15 protein-coding genes and 1 pseudogene are annotated in these 18,088 nt (G+C 40.0%); 2 read left to right on the top strand and 14 right to left on the bottom strand.

Features of this window, described 5'->3' with window-relative positions; genetic code table 11:
- Positions 1-262: 262 nt before the first annotated feature.
- A complete protein-coding gene (locus tag BN997_RS01285; RefSeq protein ID WP_052484854.1) occupies positions 263-739 on the bottom strand; it encodes an IS30 family transposase in 477 nt (158 codons plus the stop codon).
- A gap of 32 nt (positions 740-771) precedes the next feature.
- Positions 772-978, bottom strand: coding sequence for a helix-turn-helix domain-containing protein (locus tag BN997_RS22045; RefSeq protein ID WP_052484853.1), 207 nt, complete (start codon positions 976-978; stop codon positions 772-774).
- Between the two features lie 347 nt (positions 979-1,325).
- Between BN997_RS22045 and BN997_RS23025 the strand changes: the two genes are divergently transcribed.
- Positions 1,326-1,568 (top strand): hypothetical protein, encoded by a 243-nt coding sequence (locus tag BN997_RS23025; protein WP_175296990.1) that lies wholly within the window; start codon positions 1,326-1,328, stop codon positions 1,566-1,568.
- Between the two features lie 174 nt (positions 1,569-1,742).
- On the opposite strand, the gene BN997_RS01275 is transcribed toward BN997_RS23025, so the two are convergent.
- The 12 genes and pseudogenes from BN997_RS01275 to tnpB all read right to left on the bottom strand — a co-directional run bounded on the left by BN997_RS01275 (position 1,743) and on the right by tnpB (position 16,416).
- A complete protein-coding gene (locus BN997_RS01275; protein ID WP_139088977.1) occupies positions 1,743-3,188 on the bottom strand; it encodes a glycoside hydrolase family 1 protein in 1,446 nt (481 codons plus the stop codon).
- 15 nt (positions 3,189-3,203) lie between these two features.
- On the bottom strand, positions 3,204-5,096 hold the full coding sequence (locus BN997_RS01270; RefSeq protein ID WP_042535638.1) for a beta-glucoside-specific PTS transporter subunit IIABC: 1,893 nt from the start codon (positions 5,094-5,096) through the stop codon (positions 3,204-3,206).
- 25 nt (positions 5,097-5,121) lie between these two features.
- Positions 5,122-5,958, bottom strand: coding sequence for a BglG family transcription antiterminator LicT (gene licT / locus BN997_RS01265; protein ID WP_042528940.1), 837 nt, complete (start codon positions 5,956-5,958; stop codon positions 5,122-5,124).
- 253 nt (positions 5,959-6,211) lie between these two features.
- On the bottom strand, positions 6,212-7,480 hold the full coding sequence (locus BN997_RS01260) for a cytosine deaminase (RefSeq protein ID WP_042528938.1): 1,269 nt from the start codon (positions 7,478-7,480) through the stop codon (positions 6,212-6,214).
- Complete coding sequence (codB, locus tag BN997_RS01255) at positions 7,470-8,744, bottom strand: cytosine permease (protein WP_042528936.1); 1,275 nt, start codon at positions 8,742-8,744, stop codon at positions 7,470-7,472. Before codB ends, BN997_RS01260 begins: the two co-directional genes overlap by 11 nt.
- 330 nt (positions 8,745-9,074) lie before the next feature.
- The gene (locus tag BN997_RS01250; protein WP_042528934.1) at positions 9,075-9,605 is read right to left on the bottom strand and encodes a DinB family protein; all 531 of its coding nucleotides are present in this window, start codon (positions 9,603-9,605) and stop codon (positions 9,075-9,077) included.
- Between the two features lie 74 nt (positions 9,606-9,679).
- Positions 9,680-10,693 (bottom strand): sugar kinase, encoded by a 1,014-nt coding sequence (locus tag BN997_RS01245; RefSeq protein ID WP_042528932.1) that lies wholly within the window; start codon positions 10,691-10,693, stop codon positions 9,680-9,682.
- Entirely contained in the window at positions 10,686-11,438 is a 753-nt protein-coding gene (gene dagF, locus BN997_RS01240; protein WP_374705753.1) for a 2-dehydro-3-deoxy-phosphogluconate aldolase, read from the bottom strand. Before dagF ends, BN997_RS01245 begins: the two co-directional genes overlap by 8 nt.
- Positions 11,438-12,544 (bottom strand): DgaE family pyridoxal phosphate-dependent ammonia lyase, encoded by a 1,107-nt coding sequence (locus BN997_RS01235; RefSeq protein ID WP_042528928.1) that lies wholly within the window; start codon positions 12,542-12,544, stop codon positions 11,438-11,440. The genes dagF and BN997_RS01235 overlap by 1 nt, the downstream gene beginning before the upstream one ends.
- Positions 12,498-13,625, bottom strand: coding sequence for an amidohydrolase/deacetylase family metallohydrolase (locus BN997_RS01230; RefSeq protein ID WP_042535636.1), 1,128 nt, complete (start codon positions 13,623-13,625; stop codon positions 12,498-12,500). Before BN997_RS01230 ends, BN997_RS01235 begins: the two co-directional genes overlap by 47 nt.
- A gap of 253 nt (positions 13,626-13,878) precedes the next feature.
- The gene (locus BN997_RS01225; RefSeq protein ID WP_042528926.1) at positions 13,879-15,006 is read right to left on the bottom strand and encodes a M20 peptidase aminoacylase family protein; all 1,128 of its coding nucleotides are present in this window, start codon (positions 15,004-15,006) and stop codon (positions 13,879-13,881) included.
- 237 nt (positions 15,007-15,243) lie between these two features.
- Positions 15,244-16,416 (bottom strand): annotated as a pseudogene (tnpB, locus tag BN997_RS01220) (IS200/IS605 family element RNA-guided endonuclease TnpB).
- 229 nt (positions 16,417-16,645) lie between these two features.
- Here tnpB and BN997_RS01215 point away from each other — a divergent pair.
- Positions 16,646-18,061: a YfcC family protein gene (locus BN997_RS01215; RefSeq protein WP_042528924.1), complete on the top strand. Its 1,416-nt coding sequence runs from the start codon at positions 16,646-16,648 to the stop codon at positions 18,059-18,061.
- Positions 18,062-18,088: the final 27 nt, after the last annotated feature.

Here is an 18,088-nt window from a genome sequence, read left to right as displayed (position 1 = left end):
CGTTTTTATTAACTACTCGATTCAAAGAATTATTTTAAAGTCTGGAAATTACTTTTTCCAGTTATATCGCTATAACTTTTCATTTAAGTCATTCGCACACAATAACCTGATGAATATCATTTCCAATTGCACTCTCAATAAGAGATATCGCTCATATAGAAATCCATATATTCTGCTTCATTGAACTTCGCAAAATGCTGCATTTAAAAATTTAAAATTTTCCTAAATTGCAATAGTAAATGCAACACTTTATCTGAAACTACTATATAGGGCTGGAATGGCATTGCTTGATAAACCTTCTAATTAGTCCGTTATGTCTCTCATTTGTCCCTCTTTCCCAAGAGGAGTAAGGTTGGGCGAAATAAATGTCTATTCCTTTTTCCTCTCCCCATTCAGCCAGTTCACTGAACTCGGAACCATTATCGGCTGTGATGCTTTTAAAAGCACATTGAAGCTTTGGAGATTCCTCTAATAATTGTTCTAATGCCCTCGTTACTTCTGGTGCTTTTTTAGCTCGTATCTTCCGAACAATTTCATGGCGCGTTTTCCGCTCTGTCAGGGTGAGTAATACATCGTCTTTGGAGCGATAACCAATCACCGTATCAATCTCCCAGTGTCCCATTTCTTCCCTTGCATCAACAACTGCTGGACGATCATCGATGCTTTTTCCGAGCAGTTTTTTATGTTTTCGATTCGTTTTCTTTTTGGTGGAGCGACGAAGCTTCAGCTCTAAATCCACATTTCTAACCTAGTAATCCGGCATCAATCCAGTTATATACGGTCTTTGCGACGGGTATCCATTTGTTTCACCGAACCTCGCTGTTTCTCTCGGGAAATCGTACTTACATTTCGTCCTATTCTTCTCGCTATTTCCCTTATAGATAAGCCTTCTTCCAGATACGCTGCGATTTGTCCTCTCTCTATTTCGGTTAAATGTGTAAATGTCCGTGTTTTCGTGCTAGAATGTACTTGGGTCATCGTGAATTGCCTCCGTATTGTTTTGTGTTTTGGTCGACTTTAACTATACGTGGTTTCACGATGACTTTCTATTTTTTTAGCTGTTGCATTTCATTTTACAATGAAGCTTAGTAATATCATATGATAATAATTCAAATTTTTTATTTACATTAATTACTGTTGTTTTTACTTTTATCTATTCCCTCTCTTTAATTGCAAATGTATTAAAAGATTTTAATAATAAATGGTTCCACTTAATTAATATCATTTTTGTTATATGTCTAATCATTTCCGTTACAGGAATGTCTTTTGGAGGCTATTATTTTTCCCAAAATGAAATTTTTGGATTTTTCTCATCCAGGGAGATTATGTTGATTTCAAATATGGAAGAGGCCGACGGGAAGTTTTTACTTTTTCTAATTTATAAGGGACTGATTCCTTTCCATTTCAGTTTTGAACAACTGCAATTATCTTTAGAGCAACCAGAAACCTTTATGCTTCTATTTGAAAAATTCTTAGGATTTATTTTTTATGCTGTTATTATAAGTTTCTTTATCTCTTATTTTACTTCTTTAATTCAACCAAAAAAATATAAAAATCCAACCATTTAATGATGAGCAATTAATTTTATAATTAGTATTATAGAGCTTATTTATTGAATAGCGTTATTAACAACTGCATTTTATTTCACAAGTACTTTTATAGAGATATTAAAAATCACAGCATTACCCAACTTCCCCTCAAAAACCAAAGAGGCTGACTCAAAAGCCAGCCTCTCCCATTCATTATTCTTCCGTAATCATCGCACCATCGGATTGAATAACATCCTTATACCAATAAAAACTATCTTTCTTATAACGATCCAATGATCCGCCTTCTTCATCTCGATCAACATATACAAAACCGTAACGTTTTTGATAGCCGTTCAACCAGCTTAATAAGTCTGTAAAGGACCATGTACAATAAGCCCATACGTCGCATCCTTCATCGACCGCCTTCATCAGCTCATAGACATGGGCATTTAAATAAGCAATACGATAATCATCATGGATCTGATTATCCTCTGTCTTATCATCAAATGCGCCCAATCCATTTTCTGAGATAATGATTGGCAGGTTATAGCGGCTCGTTATTTCTTTACAAGCATACCGCAGCCCCATTGGGTCGATTGTCCAGTCCCAATCTGTCGTTTCCAGATGCGGGTTGGATGGATTTTTAAACAGACCAGGAATACCAGTGATTTCACCTGTTCCTTTTTTGCCGGAAGTGTTCATTTCACCATAAGGGCCGACGCCGTCTAATGGGTTATACTCTGTTACACTCGTTTGATAATAATTTACTCCCATAAAATCAATTTGTTTTGCAGCAGCTTCTAAAAGGACTGCATCTTCGGAAGTAACGGTTGGAGCTACCCCTTTTTTCTGCAAGTAGCGATACGTATTCTTCGGATAGCGTCCATAAGCATATACATCCATCCACCAGAAGTTTTTCAAGTTATCAAAATCTACCTTAGACATGGCATGGATTGGATCAGCGTTTATCGCATAGCTTGGGCTATACGCAAAGCTTGCACCGATTTTACCGTCAGGAATCATTTCTTTAAACTTTAATACTGTTTTAGCATGTGCTAAAAAGGCATGGTGGTTTACTAAATAGTACATCTTTTCATCATCAAATTTACCTGGTGGATGCTGTGCAGTCATCCAGCCTAGTGTTGTGAAGATATTTTGCTCATTCATCGTGATCCAATATTTCACTTTCTCTTTAAACGCCTCAAATAGAACGACCGCATAGTTCACATAATCATCAATGACCTGCTCACTCTCCCAGCCGCCATATTCATCTACAAGCGCTTGCGGCAGGTCCCAATGGTATAATGTAACCATTGGTTCTATTCCGTATTTCAGACATTCATCAATGATATTTTGGTAGAACTCTAAACCGGATTCGTTTACTTCTCCACGGCCATTGGGGAAAATTCTTGTCCAGGCAATGGAGAAACGATACGTTTTCAATCCCATTTCCGCCATTAAAGCAATGTCTTCTTTATAGCGATGATAATGATCTACGGCAACTTCACCAGTTGTTTCTTTAAATGTTTTGCCAGGGATTTGCACGAACTCATCCCAATTGGATATACCTTTACCGTCTTCCAAGTGTGCTCCTTCAATTTGATACGCAGCGGATGCACTTCCCCAGAGGAAATCTTTCGGCATTCTTAATTCTGTCATTTTCATCTCTCCTCTTTAAACAATTGTTATTATGTTTTCCAATTTTTCTACTTTCTCTTTTTCTTGTCCAACAATATCCATAAACTCATTGCTGTTGGTAACAATTATAGGCGTTGTTATATCGTATCCGGCATCTTTGATTTTATCGATATCAAACTCTAGTAATGTTTCGCCTTTTTTAACCGTTTCTCCTGCTTTCTTTTTAGGGTTAAAATATTTTCCTTCTAAGTTTACTGTATCTAATCCTACATGGATAAGCAACTCTACTCCCGACTCTGATTTCAAACCGATTGCATGCCCCGTTTCAAAAAATACATCTATCCTTCCATCAAAAGGAGCGACAATTTCTCCTTGATCGGGTACAATGGCTATCCCTTTTCCTAAGAGTTCATTTGAAAAAGTCTGATCGTTTACTTCTTTTAACGAAAAGGCGCGCCCTTCTGCCGGACTGCCGATTTTGATGCCTGTATTTAAAGCATGCTTCGTATGCGGTTCTTTTTTCTCGTCGTTTTCTTCCTCTTCTTCATCGTTACTTGGAATATCTTCAAAGCCGATGATATACGTTGCTATAAAAGATATAACGATGGTAACCAACATTGTAATGATGACATAAAGCAGGGTTATCGCACGATCGTCTTCAATATATTGAGGTATCGTTACAATCGCAGGAGTTGCCACACCGAAAGATTTCAGCTGGAACAATCCGCCGACTAAACCGCCCGCAGCTGCACCAATACATGCTCCTAACATTGGTTTTTTCAAGCGCAGGGTAACCCCATATAGTGCCGGTTCTGTAATACCAGCTAATAATGCTGAAAACGCAGAAGAACCTGCAGTCTGTTTCAAGTCTTTATTTTTTGATTTAATCGAAACTGCTAAGGAAGCAGCACCTTGAGCCATATTCGAGCATAACTCAGCGATACTGATAAATGCTTCGTAGCCAGTTTGGGCAATGGCACTCAATTTTACTGGAGTAAACGCATGGTGCATTCCGGTGATAACAATAAACGGAAAAATACCAGCAATTAATCCAACCGCAATAAAGCCTAAATAGTCATGTATCATAAAGACAACATCGGATAAACCTTCTCCGATAATAGCGCCAATTGGTCCAACAATTATCATAACAATTGGCATAGTGATTAAAAGAACCAGCATTGGTTTTAAGAAATTTTTCGTAATCGCTGGAGTTATTTTATCGACCAGCGGTTCTATATAAGATAATAACCAAACCGATAGAATAATCGGGATGACAGAGTAAGCATACGTAGCATCCGTTACTGGGATGACGTTAAAAAACTTAACGGTTTCCCCTGCCTCAGTTGCGTCACCCATAAAGGATATAAAGTCCGGATGAAGCAGAATCAGGGCAATACTTGCTGCATAATACTGATTGGTTCCAAATTTTTTCGCAGCAGATATCCCTATTAACACAGGCATAAAGTAGAATGCCCCATCACCAATGACTGTTAATAATTGATATGTTTGGCTTGATTCACTTAACAGGCCAATCATCGGGAGGACAATCAAAAGTACCTTGATCATCGCCGCACCAATCAATGCGGGGATAACAGGCGCCATACATCCTGCGATGACATCTAAAACTCTTGAAAATATGTTCTGTTTTTTCTTATTCTCAGGCGGCTTATCATCTGAAGAACCAAAATTCCCCAGCTTGTTCAACTCTTTATAAACAGCGCCTACCTCATTACCGATAATAATTTGGTATTGTCCGTTTTTTTTCATGACGTCCAGAACACCTTTTGTTTTTTTAACGTCCTCGTCATCCACGATAGACTCATCATTTAATGTGAATCGCAGTCTGGTCATGCAATGTACGAGACTTTGCACATTTTCTGGACCGCCTACAGTTTTCAATATCTGTTCAGCAACTTTTTGAGCATCCATTGTTTTCCTGTACACCCCTTACTTCCTAATTTTTATACGATTTGTTCGTAATTTTTTCAATGTGTATCATAAAATAAAGCTGTTCGTCTGTGTTTAAACGGTAGTTATAATTTGCTTGGATATGATGTGCAATTCTGACAACACATTCATAGCTTTTAATATACTTTGCTTTAAATATTTCAAATAAATCCTCGTTCTCATCCTGATAGCTCTGTCCGCTGATGACACGCTGGGCAAAAAATTTCAAATGGGTAATGAAGCGGTGATAATAAATGGAATCCTCATTAAAATCCATTCGGAAAAAGTATTTAATGATATCGATGATTTCTTTCATCAGCTTGGAAATATTCGTGATATCTGCCATATTATCTAATTGGGCATTGATCAGATGCTGCGCAATATAAGCAGCTTCGTTTTCATCGAATTTCATACCAAATTGACGTTCAATATCATCTAAAGCGATTAAACCGGTTTCAAACTCATCCTTAAACAACCTCTTTATATCCATTAACATGGGGTTTGTTACTTGAATATCCTTTTTTAATCGTTCCACGGCGCCATGAATATGCTCTGTTAAGGAAATATAGATGACATCATCTACTGTTTTATCAAACTGTTTTTCCAATATATAAACAATCCGTTCCGTGATTTTCATATACTCCTCAGGAATCTCTGAAACAATCGCTTTCAATCGTTCATTAATCATGGAATCATTCGAAAATATTTTGTAACGCCCTGTCAGTTCAATTTGTTCCCCATTCTTTTTACCAAAAGCCAGTCCAACTCCCATGACAATGACTTCCTTGCCATGCTCATCATGCGAGATGAATGCATTATTATTTAATATTTTTTCAATTTTCATACGTTCTCCCTCCGAACACACAAAAAAGCAGGCAAAACCACAAAAAATCCCCTCTACCCTTCGATAGACGCGATGACAATTTGAGGTTTTGCCTGCCTGACAGTTACAATCCTTATTTTATACTAGCGATATTACCATAATTAAAAATAGGAATCAATACCTTTTTCACAAAGTTGTAAAGTGCGGCGTTTTTAAACCATTCATTTATCCATAGAAAAAGCGCACCAGTCAAGGGTACGCTTTTTCATTCACATTATCTATCAAAGGTTACTTTTTCCTCTATATCATTTAAAACAATAGCTGACTCACTTGGTTTTGTATGAGCAATCACTTTTCCATCTCTGAAGGAATGTGTCACTGTTGCCTGCTTGCGAACGGCATCATACTCATTATCAGCGGATAAGACGATGAAATTCGCCGGCTTGCCTGCTTCAATACCATATTTATCTTCAATATGAAGTGTTTTTGCACTGTTTTGAGTAACCAGATCAATGGAATTAACGATTTGCTCATAGCCCATTAGCTGGGATGCATGGATACCCATATGCAATACCTGAAGCATATTGCCCGTTCCCAGCGGATACCATGGATCAAAAATATCATCATGGCCAAAGCAGATATTCATTCCCGCTTCCTGCAATTCTTTGACCCGGGTTAAGCCGCGGCGTTTTGGATACGTATCGAATCGGCCTTGAAGATGAATATTCACAAGCGGATTAGATACAAAGTTAATTTCAGACATCTTCAGCAGACGGAATAGCTTTGATGTATAGGCATCGTTATAAGAACCCATTGCTGTCGTATGGCTAGCTGTTGTACGTTCGCCCCAGCCGCGCTCATAAGCTTCTTTGGCGACTACTTCTACAAAGCGAGACTGCTCATCATCGATTTCATCACAATGAATATCTACTAATTTATCGTATTTCTCAGCAAGATCAAATGCGACTCTCATTGAATCGACGCCGTATTCTCTTGTGAATTCAAAATGCGGGATACCCCCGACAACATCGGCGCCCATTTTTAGCGCCTCCTCCAAAAGCTCTTTTCCATTGGGATAGGATAGAATGCCCTCCTGCGGAAAAGCAACCAGCTGGATATCTACATAAGGAGCCATTTCCTGCTTCACTTCCAGCATTGCTTTTAAGGCAGTCAGTTCTGGATCGGTCACATCCACATGCGTACGGACATGCTGGATACCTTGAGCAATCTGCCATTTCAATGCTGTTTTAGATCTTTTTTTTACATCTTCTATGGTTAGTGTTTCTTTGCGTTCCGACCAGCGCTGAATCCCTTCAAATAAGGTTCCGCTTTGGTTCCATGCAGGCTCACCTGCTGTTAATGTGGTATCTAAATGAATATGCGGTTCAATAAAAGGCGGGAGAACCTGCGCACCATGTACATCCATCACTTCTTTATCTTCAGATTGCGGAAGCTCCTGCGTTACTGCGTTAAATTTACCATTTTCTATAACGATGTGCCAAAGGCCATCTTTTCCTCTAAGCTTTGCATTTTTAATAATCACTGACTATCTCATCCTTCTCTTTTAATGGTACGGTGACCGTTTCTTTTTGTGACACTATTTTCATTCCGGCCACATAAATGATTGATGTTCCTAACAATGCATTGATTGGCGGAATTCCCGGGGCAAAATTAGCAATAGCGACACCGCCTGCCCAAGCAATAATTGCTACCCAGTTTACAGATTTAAATGTCATTGTTTCAAAGGGTTCATATTTTCTGCGGCGGACCAGATAATAATCTGCTAATATGATTGCTCCAATCGATGGCAGTGCAGATCCGAGAACATTTAAGAATCCGACAAAATTATTGTATAACCACATGGCAGCAATTGTCCCGACAATTCCGTTGAACACAACGATTTTCTTCTTGGAAAACTTGGTGATGTTCGCAAACCCTAAACCAGACGCATACAATGCACTGTCATTAGTTGTCCAAATGTTTAATCCTAATACAATAATAGCAGGAATCATCAGCCCTTGTAAAAACATCACATCCGAAATATCTGCCATACCAAAGGCCATCGCGCCAACTGCTCCAAATAAAAACATCAATGAATTTCCAAGGAAGAAAGCAATAATATTTGCGGTTACTGCCGATTTCGCTGATTTTGCAAAGCGGGCAAAGTCAGGCGTAAGCGTTCCGGCACTGATAAATGACCCTACACAAATCGTTAACGCTAATCCGACACTGATTACCTGTGCTGGTTCATAAGCAAATAGTTCATGGATTCCTCCCATTGTATTTGCCGAGTTAACCATGGAGTAGCTTCCAAAAATAGCGATCGCCGGAACTGCAATAAATCCCAGCAGTGTTAAAGTTTTCATGCCAAAGATTGCCGAAACAGTCATTAATATGCCAAAAATCCCGATTAACAGATAGACATTTGCCCCTGTTGCTTTGGCAGCTGGAATAGCAAACATCGCCAGACCTACTCCAAACCAGCACACTTGTGTAGAAGCAAGTAAGAAGGAGGTTAAATAAGAACCTTTTTCTCCAAATGCATAACGTGCTAATAAATGCGTAGATAATCCTGTTTTAGAAGCAATATAAGCTAAGGAACCTGTATAAAGCCCAAGAATCAGGTTACCAGCCAGTACAATCCAAATAAACGTAGAAAAAGAAAGCCCTGTTCCTAATGTTCCTCCAGACATCATACTCGCTGAGAAAAAGCTGAGCGACAGCATAACCGCTAAAATCTTCCAAAATCCATTTCGATGCGTCTGCGGCACTGCCTGCAATGAAAATTCTTTATCTGTTTGTGACATACCAATTCCTCCAATATTTTCAAATATAAGAAACTGGCACCGAAAAACTTGATTCTTTCGAGATTATAGACAAGAAAAAAGCTTCCTGTCCAATCCCTGACAAGAAGCTTTTCCTAAATAGCATACATTTAGATATACCTTTCCCAAAGGTACTCCACATGGTAACTATTCTATTCGCGCTGTCCTTGTCAGCCTCTCTGGACTGATTTAAAGGTACCAGTATATTTATCAAAATATATTATGGCATAAAATCGCCGGGTTGTCACCTTGGAAATATTGGCAAGATGTATTTATGGTATTTCGTACATGTCTCATCCAATGGATTGATTCTTATTTCCTAGACTTCGCCTCTCGTTCCAACACCACCCTATAATGATGCTCCTCATGAATCCTTAATAGCTTCACCACTTGTATCACATTCGGATAGCCAGGCACAGGATCCGGGTACCTTATCCAGTAACATTGTTCTTTGGTAAGTGATGCTATACATGTCTTCACCTTCTCCGTTTCTTCTTCCAATAAATCTCGGAGTTCCAGCAGCGTGTATTCCCGCTTCATTTTCGGCTTCAAAATAGAGGGCGCCTTCATTGTTTTTCCGCTATATATATTAGACATATCATCCATATACCGCTTCACCTTTGGCCGACGAACCTTCATATAAGCACAAGCTATAGGCAAATAATAGGCAGATATTATCCGCGTAAGCTTCAGCAATAAATAGCAATGATAAATCGATTCTGCAACACTCCATTTATCAGGAACTGCTCTAATGTGAATCGATGAGTTGAAAATTTCTGTATGGAAATAATTATCCCGCATTGTCTGGAGTTCATCAAAAAGAGGAGGGAGGTTTTTGTACATGGTTATCACCTAATTAGAGTTATATTTTGTTGATTCCGGAAGTTGCTTCTCTTCACTCTAACATAACTCCGCCCTTAACGCTCGACATCTCCCACGCCTCCAGCCATCGCCGCTGCAATCTCCGCTTCCGTTGACATCGGGGTATCCCCTACAATCGTACACGCCAGCATACCAGCAGCCGCTGCAAATGCCACCGTTTTTCCCGTTGTAAAACCGGACAGTTCTCCATGTAAAATACCACTCGTATATGCATCTCCAGCACCAATACGATCGTACACAGAAAAGGTCAGCTTTTTCGAAAACACAAATTTCCCCTGCTTAAACAAATAGCCTTGTAAAGAATGCGTATTATCCGCATTGATTTCCCGGTGAGTACCTGCAATTACCGAAATACGAAACTGTTCCGCTGCTTTGGGAATAACATCCTGAAGCTGTTCTTTCCTTTCCAACTTCTTTGATTCCATTCCTAAGATATACATCGCATCTTTTTCATTCATCATCACGATGTCTGCCAGCGAAAGCATCTCCTCATAATGCGGCTTGGCTGCTTCATAACCACCTTTCCATAAAGAAGGACGGTAATTACAATCAAAGCAAACTTTTCCGCCTTTTTCTTTAACCTTTGCAGCCAGCTTTTTCATACTGGCACGGACTGTATCTGTCATCGCGAGACTGATTCCGCAAAAATGAATAATGTCTGTATGGGCTGCAATCACATCCAGATTATAATCGGAAATATCCGCGGTATTAAATGTGCTTTCTAAGCGGTTGGTATACGTGACACGACTTGCACGCTGACCAAAGCCATTTTCTAAAAAATACATTCCAATATATTTCCCGTCTCTTGCAATGAAGTCCTGCTCTATTCCTAAGCGCTGCAAGAAGGTAATAGCGGCATCCCCCAGCGGGTTATCCGGTAATTTGGTAATCAGGTATCCCTTATGTCCCAGCTTTGTCATCGCCGAAGCAACATTTACACCGGTGCCTGAAAAGGAGTACTGTAAATGATTGGCCTGCGTGAGTAATTCGTATCCTGGCACCTGCAAACGCATCATGACTTCGCCAAAAGCAACTATATTCCTACGCATCTTTATCAACCAATTCTTTGATGATAGCCAGGAGCTTTCTAACATCTTCCACATTCGTTTTTCCTGTCTCCTTATTAACAATAGATGAATAGACATGAGGAATGACTTTAGGCACGTTTGCTTCTAAGGCAATTTCTAAAATAGCAGCGAAATTAGCCAAATCAATGCCGCCTGTTGGTTCTAACGCAAAGCTTTCTTCCCCGCAGGCCTTGGCAACTGCCCGGTATTCTTCTTCTGATTGCAGCCCTTTCATAGGAAAATACTTCAATGCATTGCCGCCCATATCACGAACAAGTGCAATGGCAGCTTTCACCGGGACAATAGCGGTTTCACTGGCTTCTGCACTTAATGGACCCGTAGAAATATTGACATAGCCTGCTTTTCCCGTTGGCGAAACAAGCGCATTGATCCAGCTGTCTTTTTCTCGCAAATTAGCACGTGTTGCTCCTACCACAGGGAAAACCTGATTAATATGAGAACCCGAATAATAGTTGGCAATCTCCGCCACAACCGCTGCTTGCCGGTTATCACCTGCACCTAAGCCAATGGAAACAGCGTCTTCAATTGCTTCTCCATATTCCTTCATAGCTGCAACAGCTGCATCCACTGTCGGGTAGTCTTTGGAAAGCACACCAACCAGCACATGCCCCTCTGCTGCATCAAAGACTTCCTTCGCATTTTCCATACCGCTTGCTAATACATTTAATGCTACTCGATTTTTATAAAAGCGAGAATCCATATTCATTATTTATTTCCTCCCAAAATGGATTTTAATTCCGACGCAATCACGTGAATGTCATCCCCCTGAAGCGGGCGTGGATCAATATCAAAGAACCCCTGGCGAATTCCATAATCCCGTGTGTAAATAGCTATATCGCCATGACGAAGTTTATCATTTACCTCTTTAGCGGTGCACCCAGTCACAGCAGAATCAATGTGGATCCGGGCTCTGAAAATAGCACGGCCTGCTTCATCCTGTACGATACTTACCGTTACACCATCGATTGTATTTAATGATTGCAATTCATCTAAGCACTTTTTTTCCGCTTCACTATGATTGGTTTTCACAGTATATTCGTCCAATGCCTGCAGCAGGCCAAAGGTTGTTTCCTTTCCCACCTTCATACTTCTTCCGATAAAATACAGCTGTGTTTTTACCCACTCTACATATTTTCTCTTCCCGGCCACGATTCCAGATGTCGGTCCTTTGATAGCTTTCGAGCCGCTGTAAATCGCTAAATCTGAAAGCAGCACATATTTTTTCAAATCCTCTTCTGCAGCTGCGTCAATGATTAATGGTACATGGTTTTCCTGGGCAATCTCCCAGGCCTCCTCCACAGAAATCATATTTTTCTGAACAGCATGATGTGATTTTATAAATAAAACAGCAGCTGTATTTTCATTGATTGCATCCGCTATATGCTCTTTTCTTCCTTCATTGGCGTAACCCGTTTCCACAAGCTTTCCGCCGCCAAGAGCAACCATGGTTTCCACTGGCGCACCATACTGCACGTTATGTCCCTTCAGCATCACAATTTCATTTTTTTTGATTGCTTCCTGATGCAGCTTGGCACTCTTTCTATGATTTCCTTCCGTTATCAGCGCAGCGACAGAAAGCGCGATACCGCTTGAAGCGGAATTAACAACGACAGCAGCTTCTGATTGAAGCAGGCCTGCAATATGCTTTCCTGCTTTATCCACTAAATCTGAGATTTCCACATAGTTCTGTCCGCCTGTTTTCATTGCCTCCATCACGGTATCCGAGGGAGCAGAAACACCTAAAATACTCATTCTTCCGCTTGCATTAATAACCCGCTTCAGCCCATACCTTGCATGCATGGTATCCGCCATTGACCACCACTCCCTTTACCTCGATTCTCTGCTTCGCTTCCCGCTTTTCACCGTCTGAATCTATCAAATCGATTGTCTCATCTTCTACGGAAAACAGGGTAAGATTTGCAATATCCCCTTTTGTGATACGACCAAGCTCGGGTTTATTTAACCATGCTGCTGCATCCACCGTTACTCCATTTATAGTTTCTTTCAGGGAGTAACCTAAACATAAGAACTTATTTAAAACATTTGCCATACTATACACTGGTCCGTGCAGCCGGTTTTTCCGATAAATATCTGTACTGATGGTGTGGAAATGAATCCCATATTCCTTTGCCTGTTCTGCTGTTTTAAAAGAAAAGCTTGCATTGCCATGACCGACATCTAAATGAATCCCGCGTTTTATTGCTTTTAAAAAAGCAGGAAGCGGTTTGCCCCTATCATCAAATAAATTATTCGCCTTCCCGTTTAAGAAATGTGTCATGACATCTTTTTTCTTCAGTAAACCTAATACATCGTTAATATCTGGAGGGCCGGAGCCGATATGAACCATCAATGGCAGCTTCGTTTCTTTAGAAAATTCACGTGCAATTTTTAATGGTTCTATATCGTTTTCACCTACTACACTGTTACTGATTCTTGCTTTTAGTCCAACGATAAAATCTTTATATTTCTTCACAGCTTGTTTTAATGCTTCTTTATTTAATAAAGATAAGTCCGATAATTCATCTACTCTCTCTAAACCAATTCGAGAGACATTTAAGAAAGCGAATACATTTGTTTTCGCGTTTTGTGCTCGCTCAGCTAATTCATGGACCCGGTCAGCTCCTGTACTTCCCGCATCAACAATGGTCGTGACTCCTGTTTTATAGCCTATTTCGTCAATATCATCTCCATAGGGCTTGAATTCCGAAAAGGCATGGACATGCATATCAATCCAGCCGCTGGAAGCATAAGCTTTGTTTTGATAATCAATTACATTCTCCCCAGCCGCCGTTCCTGGCAACGCAATCTCCACAATTTTTCTACTCTCTATCACAATATCTGCCGAGGTCCCATCCAGCATTTTTATATTCCGCAGAACGACATTGTCTGCCATTTCCATCATCCCTTTGGTCAGCGTCCATCTCATCATAATCGTGAACAAGTCCTAACGCAACCTGATTATTTAACTCTATATAAAATAGATTAGCATTGATTTTCGCATTAGTAAACATAAGGTTATAACGTTTAAACAAAAAGAAGAACTTTTATTTATAAGTAACCAAGCTAACCCAGACCTTAATACATCGTTAAAAGCCAGTTCTCGCCAAACAAAGCAAGAACTGGCTATCCCTTAATCTAACAATCTATCACGCATCTCCATACACATTCAAAATAGCCTTCGTTAAAATATCCACTCCCGTTTGAAGCGCATCCTTATCAAAGGTCATATTAGGATGATGTAAACCAGGTCCCAAATTACAGCCCAAGCCCAGCATCGTGGCTTTTAATTCCGGCTTCTTCACCGTATAAAAATGAAAATCATCTCCGCCTGGCGTCAGGAGCGGCCCTACTACATTTTCTTCACCCAATACGTCTGTAATCGCTGTACGCATAAAGCTCGTTGCTTCTTCACTTGTTTCAGCTGCAGGTACGCCATGATAGTTAGTCACATCAATATCTATATCATACAGATTCCGTACAGACTCTAAAATACCGTCGACTTTCTTCACAAGCAGTTCCATTACTTCATTGGATTGCGCACGTAAATCCAAGCTGAATGCGGCGTTCCCCGGGATAATATTCGAGCTTTTCGCCCCTGCCTGGAATTTCGTCATTTTCGCTGAGTGCGGAACTCTTGGATCCATATGGATTTGACCCAGCATATTGACGATCTGCATGCCAATTTCAATCGCATTATCATTCAAATGTGGACGCGCTCCATGTGCATCTTCCCCTTTAATGACTGCTTCATATGTTTTTGTTGCACCGTGCACAATCACAGGAGCAGCCTGCCCTGCATCAACTTCTTGTTTGGGTCTGAGGTGAACACCGAATAAATAATCGACGTCTTCCACCACTTTTTCTTCCACCATTTTCAATGCACCGCTGCCTTCTTCTTCTGCAGGCTGATAAATAAATTTAATCGCTACCTTATCTTTGATGTCAGGCATCTGCTGCAATGTCCAAAGGACGCCCAATACCATCGACATATGCGCATCATGACCGCAGGAATGGTTTGGCTGGAATTCACCGTTCACTTCCTGCCATAACGCATCCATATCTGCACGGACACCAATTACCGGCAGGCCTTTATCAAAGCTGCCAAACTTTCCGATGACGCCTGTATGGTCTGGAAATGTGATTGTTTCACACCCAGCTTCCTCTAATTTTTCTTTAATATATTTTGTTGTCTCTACTTCTTCCCAGCTGATTTCAGCATGTGTGTGTAAATGTTGAAAAACCTCTAACACACTTTTTTCTATATTTTTTCCCATTTGTCTTCTCCATCCTTCATCTAGTAAGCTCTTTTTTTACGCACGAAGGTCATTCATATACAACCGCTTTCCAATAAGTCCTATTTTTGACAAGATAAGCAAGCAGCAGCCTTCTATTAAAAGTATTCTTAATTATTTTATATTGCTTTGAAGTTTGAACTACCCCCGCTTATTAACCTTAAAGGTTAATTGAAGTGGGAGCTTCCTAAGAACACCAACCCATCGGTCAGTTATGGATTAGGCTAGCCCCGCAGTTCCTGCGGTTATTCGTAATGCTTCTTTACGAAGATTCCTGCTTGCGTTCCTATCTCTTTGGTGATGGCATTGACAGCTATCACACGTCCATGCACGCAAAGCGAGATTTTTAACGTCTTGGTTTTGGTGTCCACAATGAGAACATAACTGACTGGATGGAAAGTTTTTGGCAACCGTAACAACCTGTTTTCCATACCAGCAGCTTTATATTCCAACATCGTTCGGAACGTTGACCAGGATACTTCGCTAATAGCTTTCGCAAGATTTTGATTTTTTTAACATGTTTTTCACAGATAAATTTTTTATTCCGATGATATCGTGGTTTTTGACTATCTCGGTGGAGATTTTATCTAACATGTCTTTTCTTTTATTCGCAATTTTTTCGTGAAGCCGGGCTACTTTTCGTTTTTGTTTCTGCTAATTCGCCGAGCCCATCTGTCGCCTTGAAAGAATCACCTGCGCTTTTGCCAATTTTCCTTCTAATTTCCGGAAGAATCTTGGATTTTCATACACCGTTCCATCAGAAAGGGTTGCAAAATCGGTTAATCCAACATCGATACCTACAGAGGAACCTGTCTTTTCATCGTATTTAATTTCCGTTTCAGCTACAATCGAAACAAAGTATTTTCCTGATGCGTTGCGCCTAACTGTTACATTGATAATTCGCCCTTCCACTTCCCGACTTTTGGCAAAACGGACAAGCCCGAGTTTGGGCAGTTTAATATGTTTATCCAATACAGCAATATTTCCATTGACATGTTTGGTAGTATACGATTGAATAGGGTTCTTCTTTGATTTAAAACGAGGCGCCTTGTTCTGATTCTTATAATAGCGCGTATAAGAATCATTCACGTTTTCAACAGCTTTTTGAAGGGCAATACTATCGACTTCTTTGAGGAAGGGGTAGTTTTTCTTTAATTCCCGAACTGCTTTAATCGCCTTATTTTTATTGAAAAATGCGCCCTTCCAATTATTTTGAAGAAGCTGTCCGTTTTGTACCATTTCATTCACCGTATGCCAATAGTGGTCTTTTTCTTTTTGTTTTCCTGTAAAATAGTTATAGACAAAGTGGGAGCAGCCGATTGTCTTATGGATGAAGGTGATTTGTTTTTTGTTCGGATAGATACGAAAACGAAATGCTTTTTTTACTTTCATAGCTTCTTACCTCCTCTTGTCTATTATATCAGAAGAAGGATGTTTTTGGAACGTTCGTTCGATTTAATATTGAACAGTCGAGACACTCAAAAGTAATCTTTTGTGCATAGGAGATTCATCTCCCCCTTATCTGTACACGCTTGAAGAGGGAGTTTTCCCTCCTTTTTTTGATAAACTCTTATATAATCAATTTCAAGTTTAAGATTTTCAAAGAAAGAAGGCTTCTTCTATGTCACAGCAAGAAAAAACAAAGCAAAAAAAGAAATTTCAGCTTCCAGATGCATATGTTATATTGTTTGTCATTCTATTGCTTGCCGCAATCCTTACATATATCATTCCAGCCGGGAGTTACGAACGAGAAACAACGGAAGATGGAATGGATGTCATTGTTCCAGACAGCTACAGTCAAATCGACCAGCAGCCTGTTAGCTTGATTGATTTATTTAGCTCGATTCAAGAAGGATTGATTGGCGGCGCCGGGCTAATTTTTCTTGTATTGACAATTGGCGGAACTTTCGCTGTTATTGAAAAAACAGGTGCGATTGACAGCATGATCATGAAAACCATCAAACGGACACAAAACCGCGAATGGCTCTTAATTTTAATGGTCGCTGCACTCTTTTCTGTTTTTGGAGGATTGGGAATTATCGCTAACTCCTCCATTGCTTTTATTCCAATTGGAATTATCCTGGCTAGAGCTATGAGAATGGACGCCATTGTCGGTGTATCAATTATTTACTTAGGAGCTTACTCCGGATTTGCAGTTGGATTCCTGGATCCGCAAACAACAGGGTTTGCACAGCAGATAGCACAGATCCCATTATTTTCTGGTCTATCTTTAAGATTAGTTCTCTATGTCATTATTGTTGGTGCAACCATTGCTTATATCATCTGGTATGCCAACCGCGTTAAAAATGACCCGCAAAAAAGTATTCTGAGTGATAATCCATTCCCGAAGCTGGAAGAAAAATCCATGGACGATGTAGATGAAAAATTAACATCTACACAGCTCACTGTATTGCTTGTTCTGGTAGCCGGTATTGCTATTTATGTTTATGGTGTTTTCCAATTAGATTGGGACATCAATGAAATGGCAGGGATTTTCGTTGCTTTATCAGTTATTACCGCACTTATTTCAAAAATGGGCGCTAACCAAATGGTAGAAGAATTTTTGAATGGTGCCAAAAGAGTATTATATGGCGCTTTAATTATCGGAATGGCTCGTTCGATTGTAGTTGTTTTGGAAAATGGACAAGTACTGGATACGGTCGTACATAGTATGGCTGTTGTTTTAGAACCGTTTTCCAGTGTCATGGGTGCCATAGCTATGTTTATCGGAAATGGGCTATTCAACCTTGTTGTTACTTCTGGGAGCGGACAAGCTGCCATTGTCATGCCAATTATGACACCACTTGCCGATTTAATGGATATCCCGCGTCAGGTTGCTGTACAAGCCTACACGCTTGGAGATGGCTTTACTAATATTATTACGCCGCTATCCGGTGTCTTAATGGCCAATTTAGCCATTGCCGGTATTCCTTGGACAAAGTGGCTGAAATTCGCACTGCCGCTTGTGGGAATTTGGTATGTTATTGGTACGATCTTTATTGTGATTACTGTTTTGATTAATTGGGGACCGGTGTGATAGCTACATGGTGAGAGGATAATATAT

Origin of the sequence: Oceanobacillus oncorhynchi (assembly GCF_000821065.1) — a bacterium.
Taxonomy (GTDB): Bacteria; Bacillota; Bacilli; order Bacillales; family Amphibacillaceae; genus Oceanobacillus; species Oceanobacillus oncorhynchi.
This window is presented reverse-complemented; position numbering and strand designations above follow the sequence as displayed.

Coding starts and splice junctions, on each gene's coding strand:
- BN997_RS01230 (WP_042535636.1), bottom strand. CDS start 13,625: ATGGCAGACAATGTCGTTCTGCGGAATATAAAAATGCTGGATGGGACC.
- BN997_RS01270 (WP_042535638.1), bottom strand. CDS start 5,096: ATGGATGCTCAAAAAGTTGCTGAACAGATATTGAAAACTGTAGGCGGT.
- BN997_RS01225 (WP_042528926.1), bottom strand. CDS start 15,006: ATGGGAAAAAATATAGAAAAAAGTGTGTTAGAGGTTTTTCAACATTTA.
- dagF (WP_374705753.1), bottom strand. CDS start 11,438: ATGAATATGGATTCTCGCTTTTATAAAAATCGAGTAGCATTAAATGTA.
- BN997_RS01275 (WP_139088977.1), bottom strand. CDS start 3,188: ATGACAGAATTAAGAATGCCGAAAGATTTCCTCTGGGGAAGTGCATCC.
- licT (WP_042528940.1), bottom strand. CDS start 5,958: ATGAAAATTGAAAAAATATTAAATAATAATGCATTCATCTCGCATGAT.
- codB (WP_042528936.1), bottom strand. CDS start 8,744: ATGTCACAAACAGATAAAGAATTTTCATTGCAGGCAGTGCCGCAGACG.
- BN997_RS01250 (WP_042528934.1), bottom strand. CDS start 9,605: ATGTACAAAAACCTCCCTCCTCTTTTTGATGAACTCCAGACAATGCGG.
- BN997_RS01245 (WP_042528932.1), bottom strand. CDS start 10,693: ATGCGTAGGAATATAGTTGCTTTTGGCGAAGTCATGATGCGTTTGCAG.
- BN997_RS22045 (WP_052484853.1), bottom strand. CDS start 978: ATGACCCAAGTACATTCTAGCACGAAAACACGGACATTTACACATTTA.
- BN997_RS23025 (WP_175296990.1), top strand. CDS start 1,326: ATGTTGATTTCAAATATGGAAGAGGCCGACGGGAAGTTTTTACTTTTT.
- BN997_RS01235 (WP_042528928.1), bottom strand. CDS start 12,544: ATGGCGGATACCATGCATGCAAGGTATGGGCTGAAGCGGGTTATTAAT.
- BN997_RS01215 (WP_042528924.1), top strand. CDS start 16,646: ATGTCACAGCAAGAAAAAACAAAGCAAAAAAAGAAATTTCAGCTTCCA.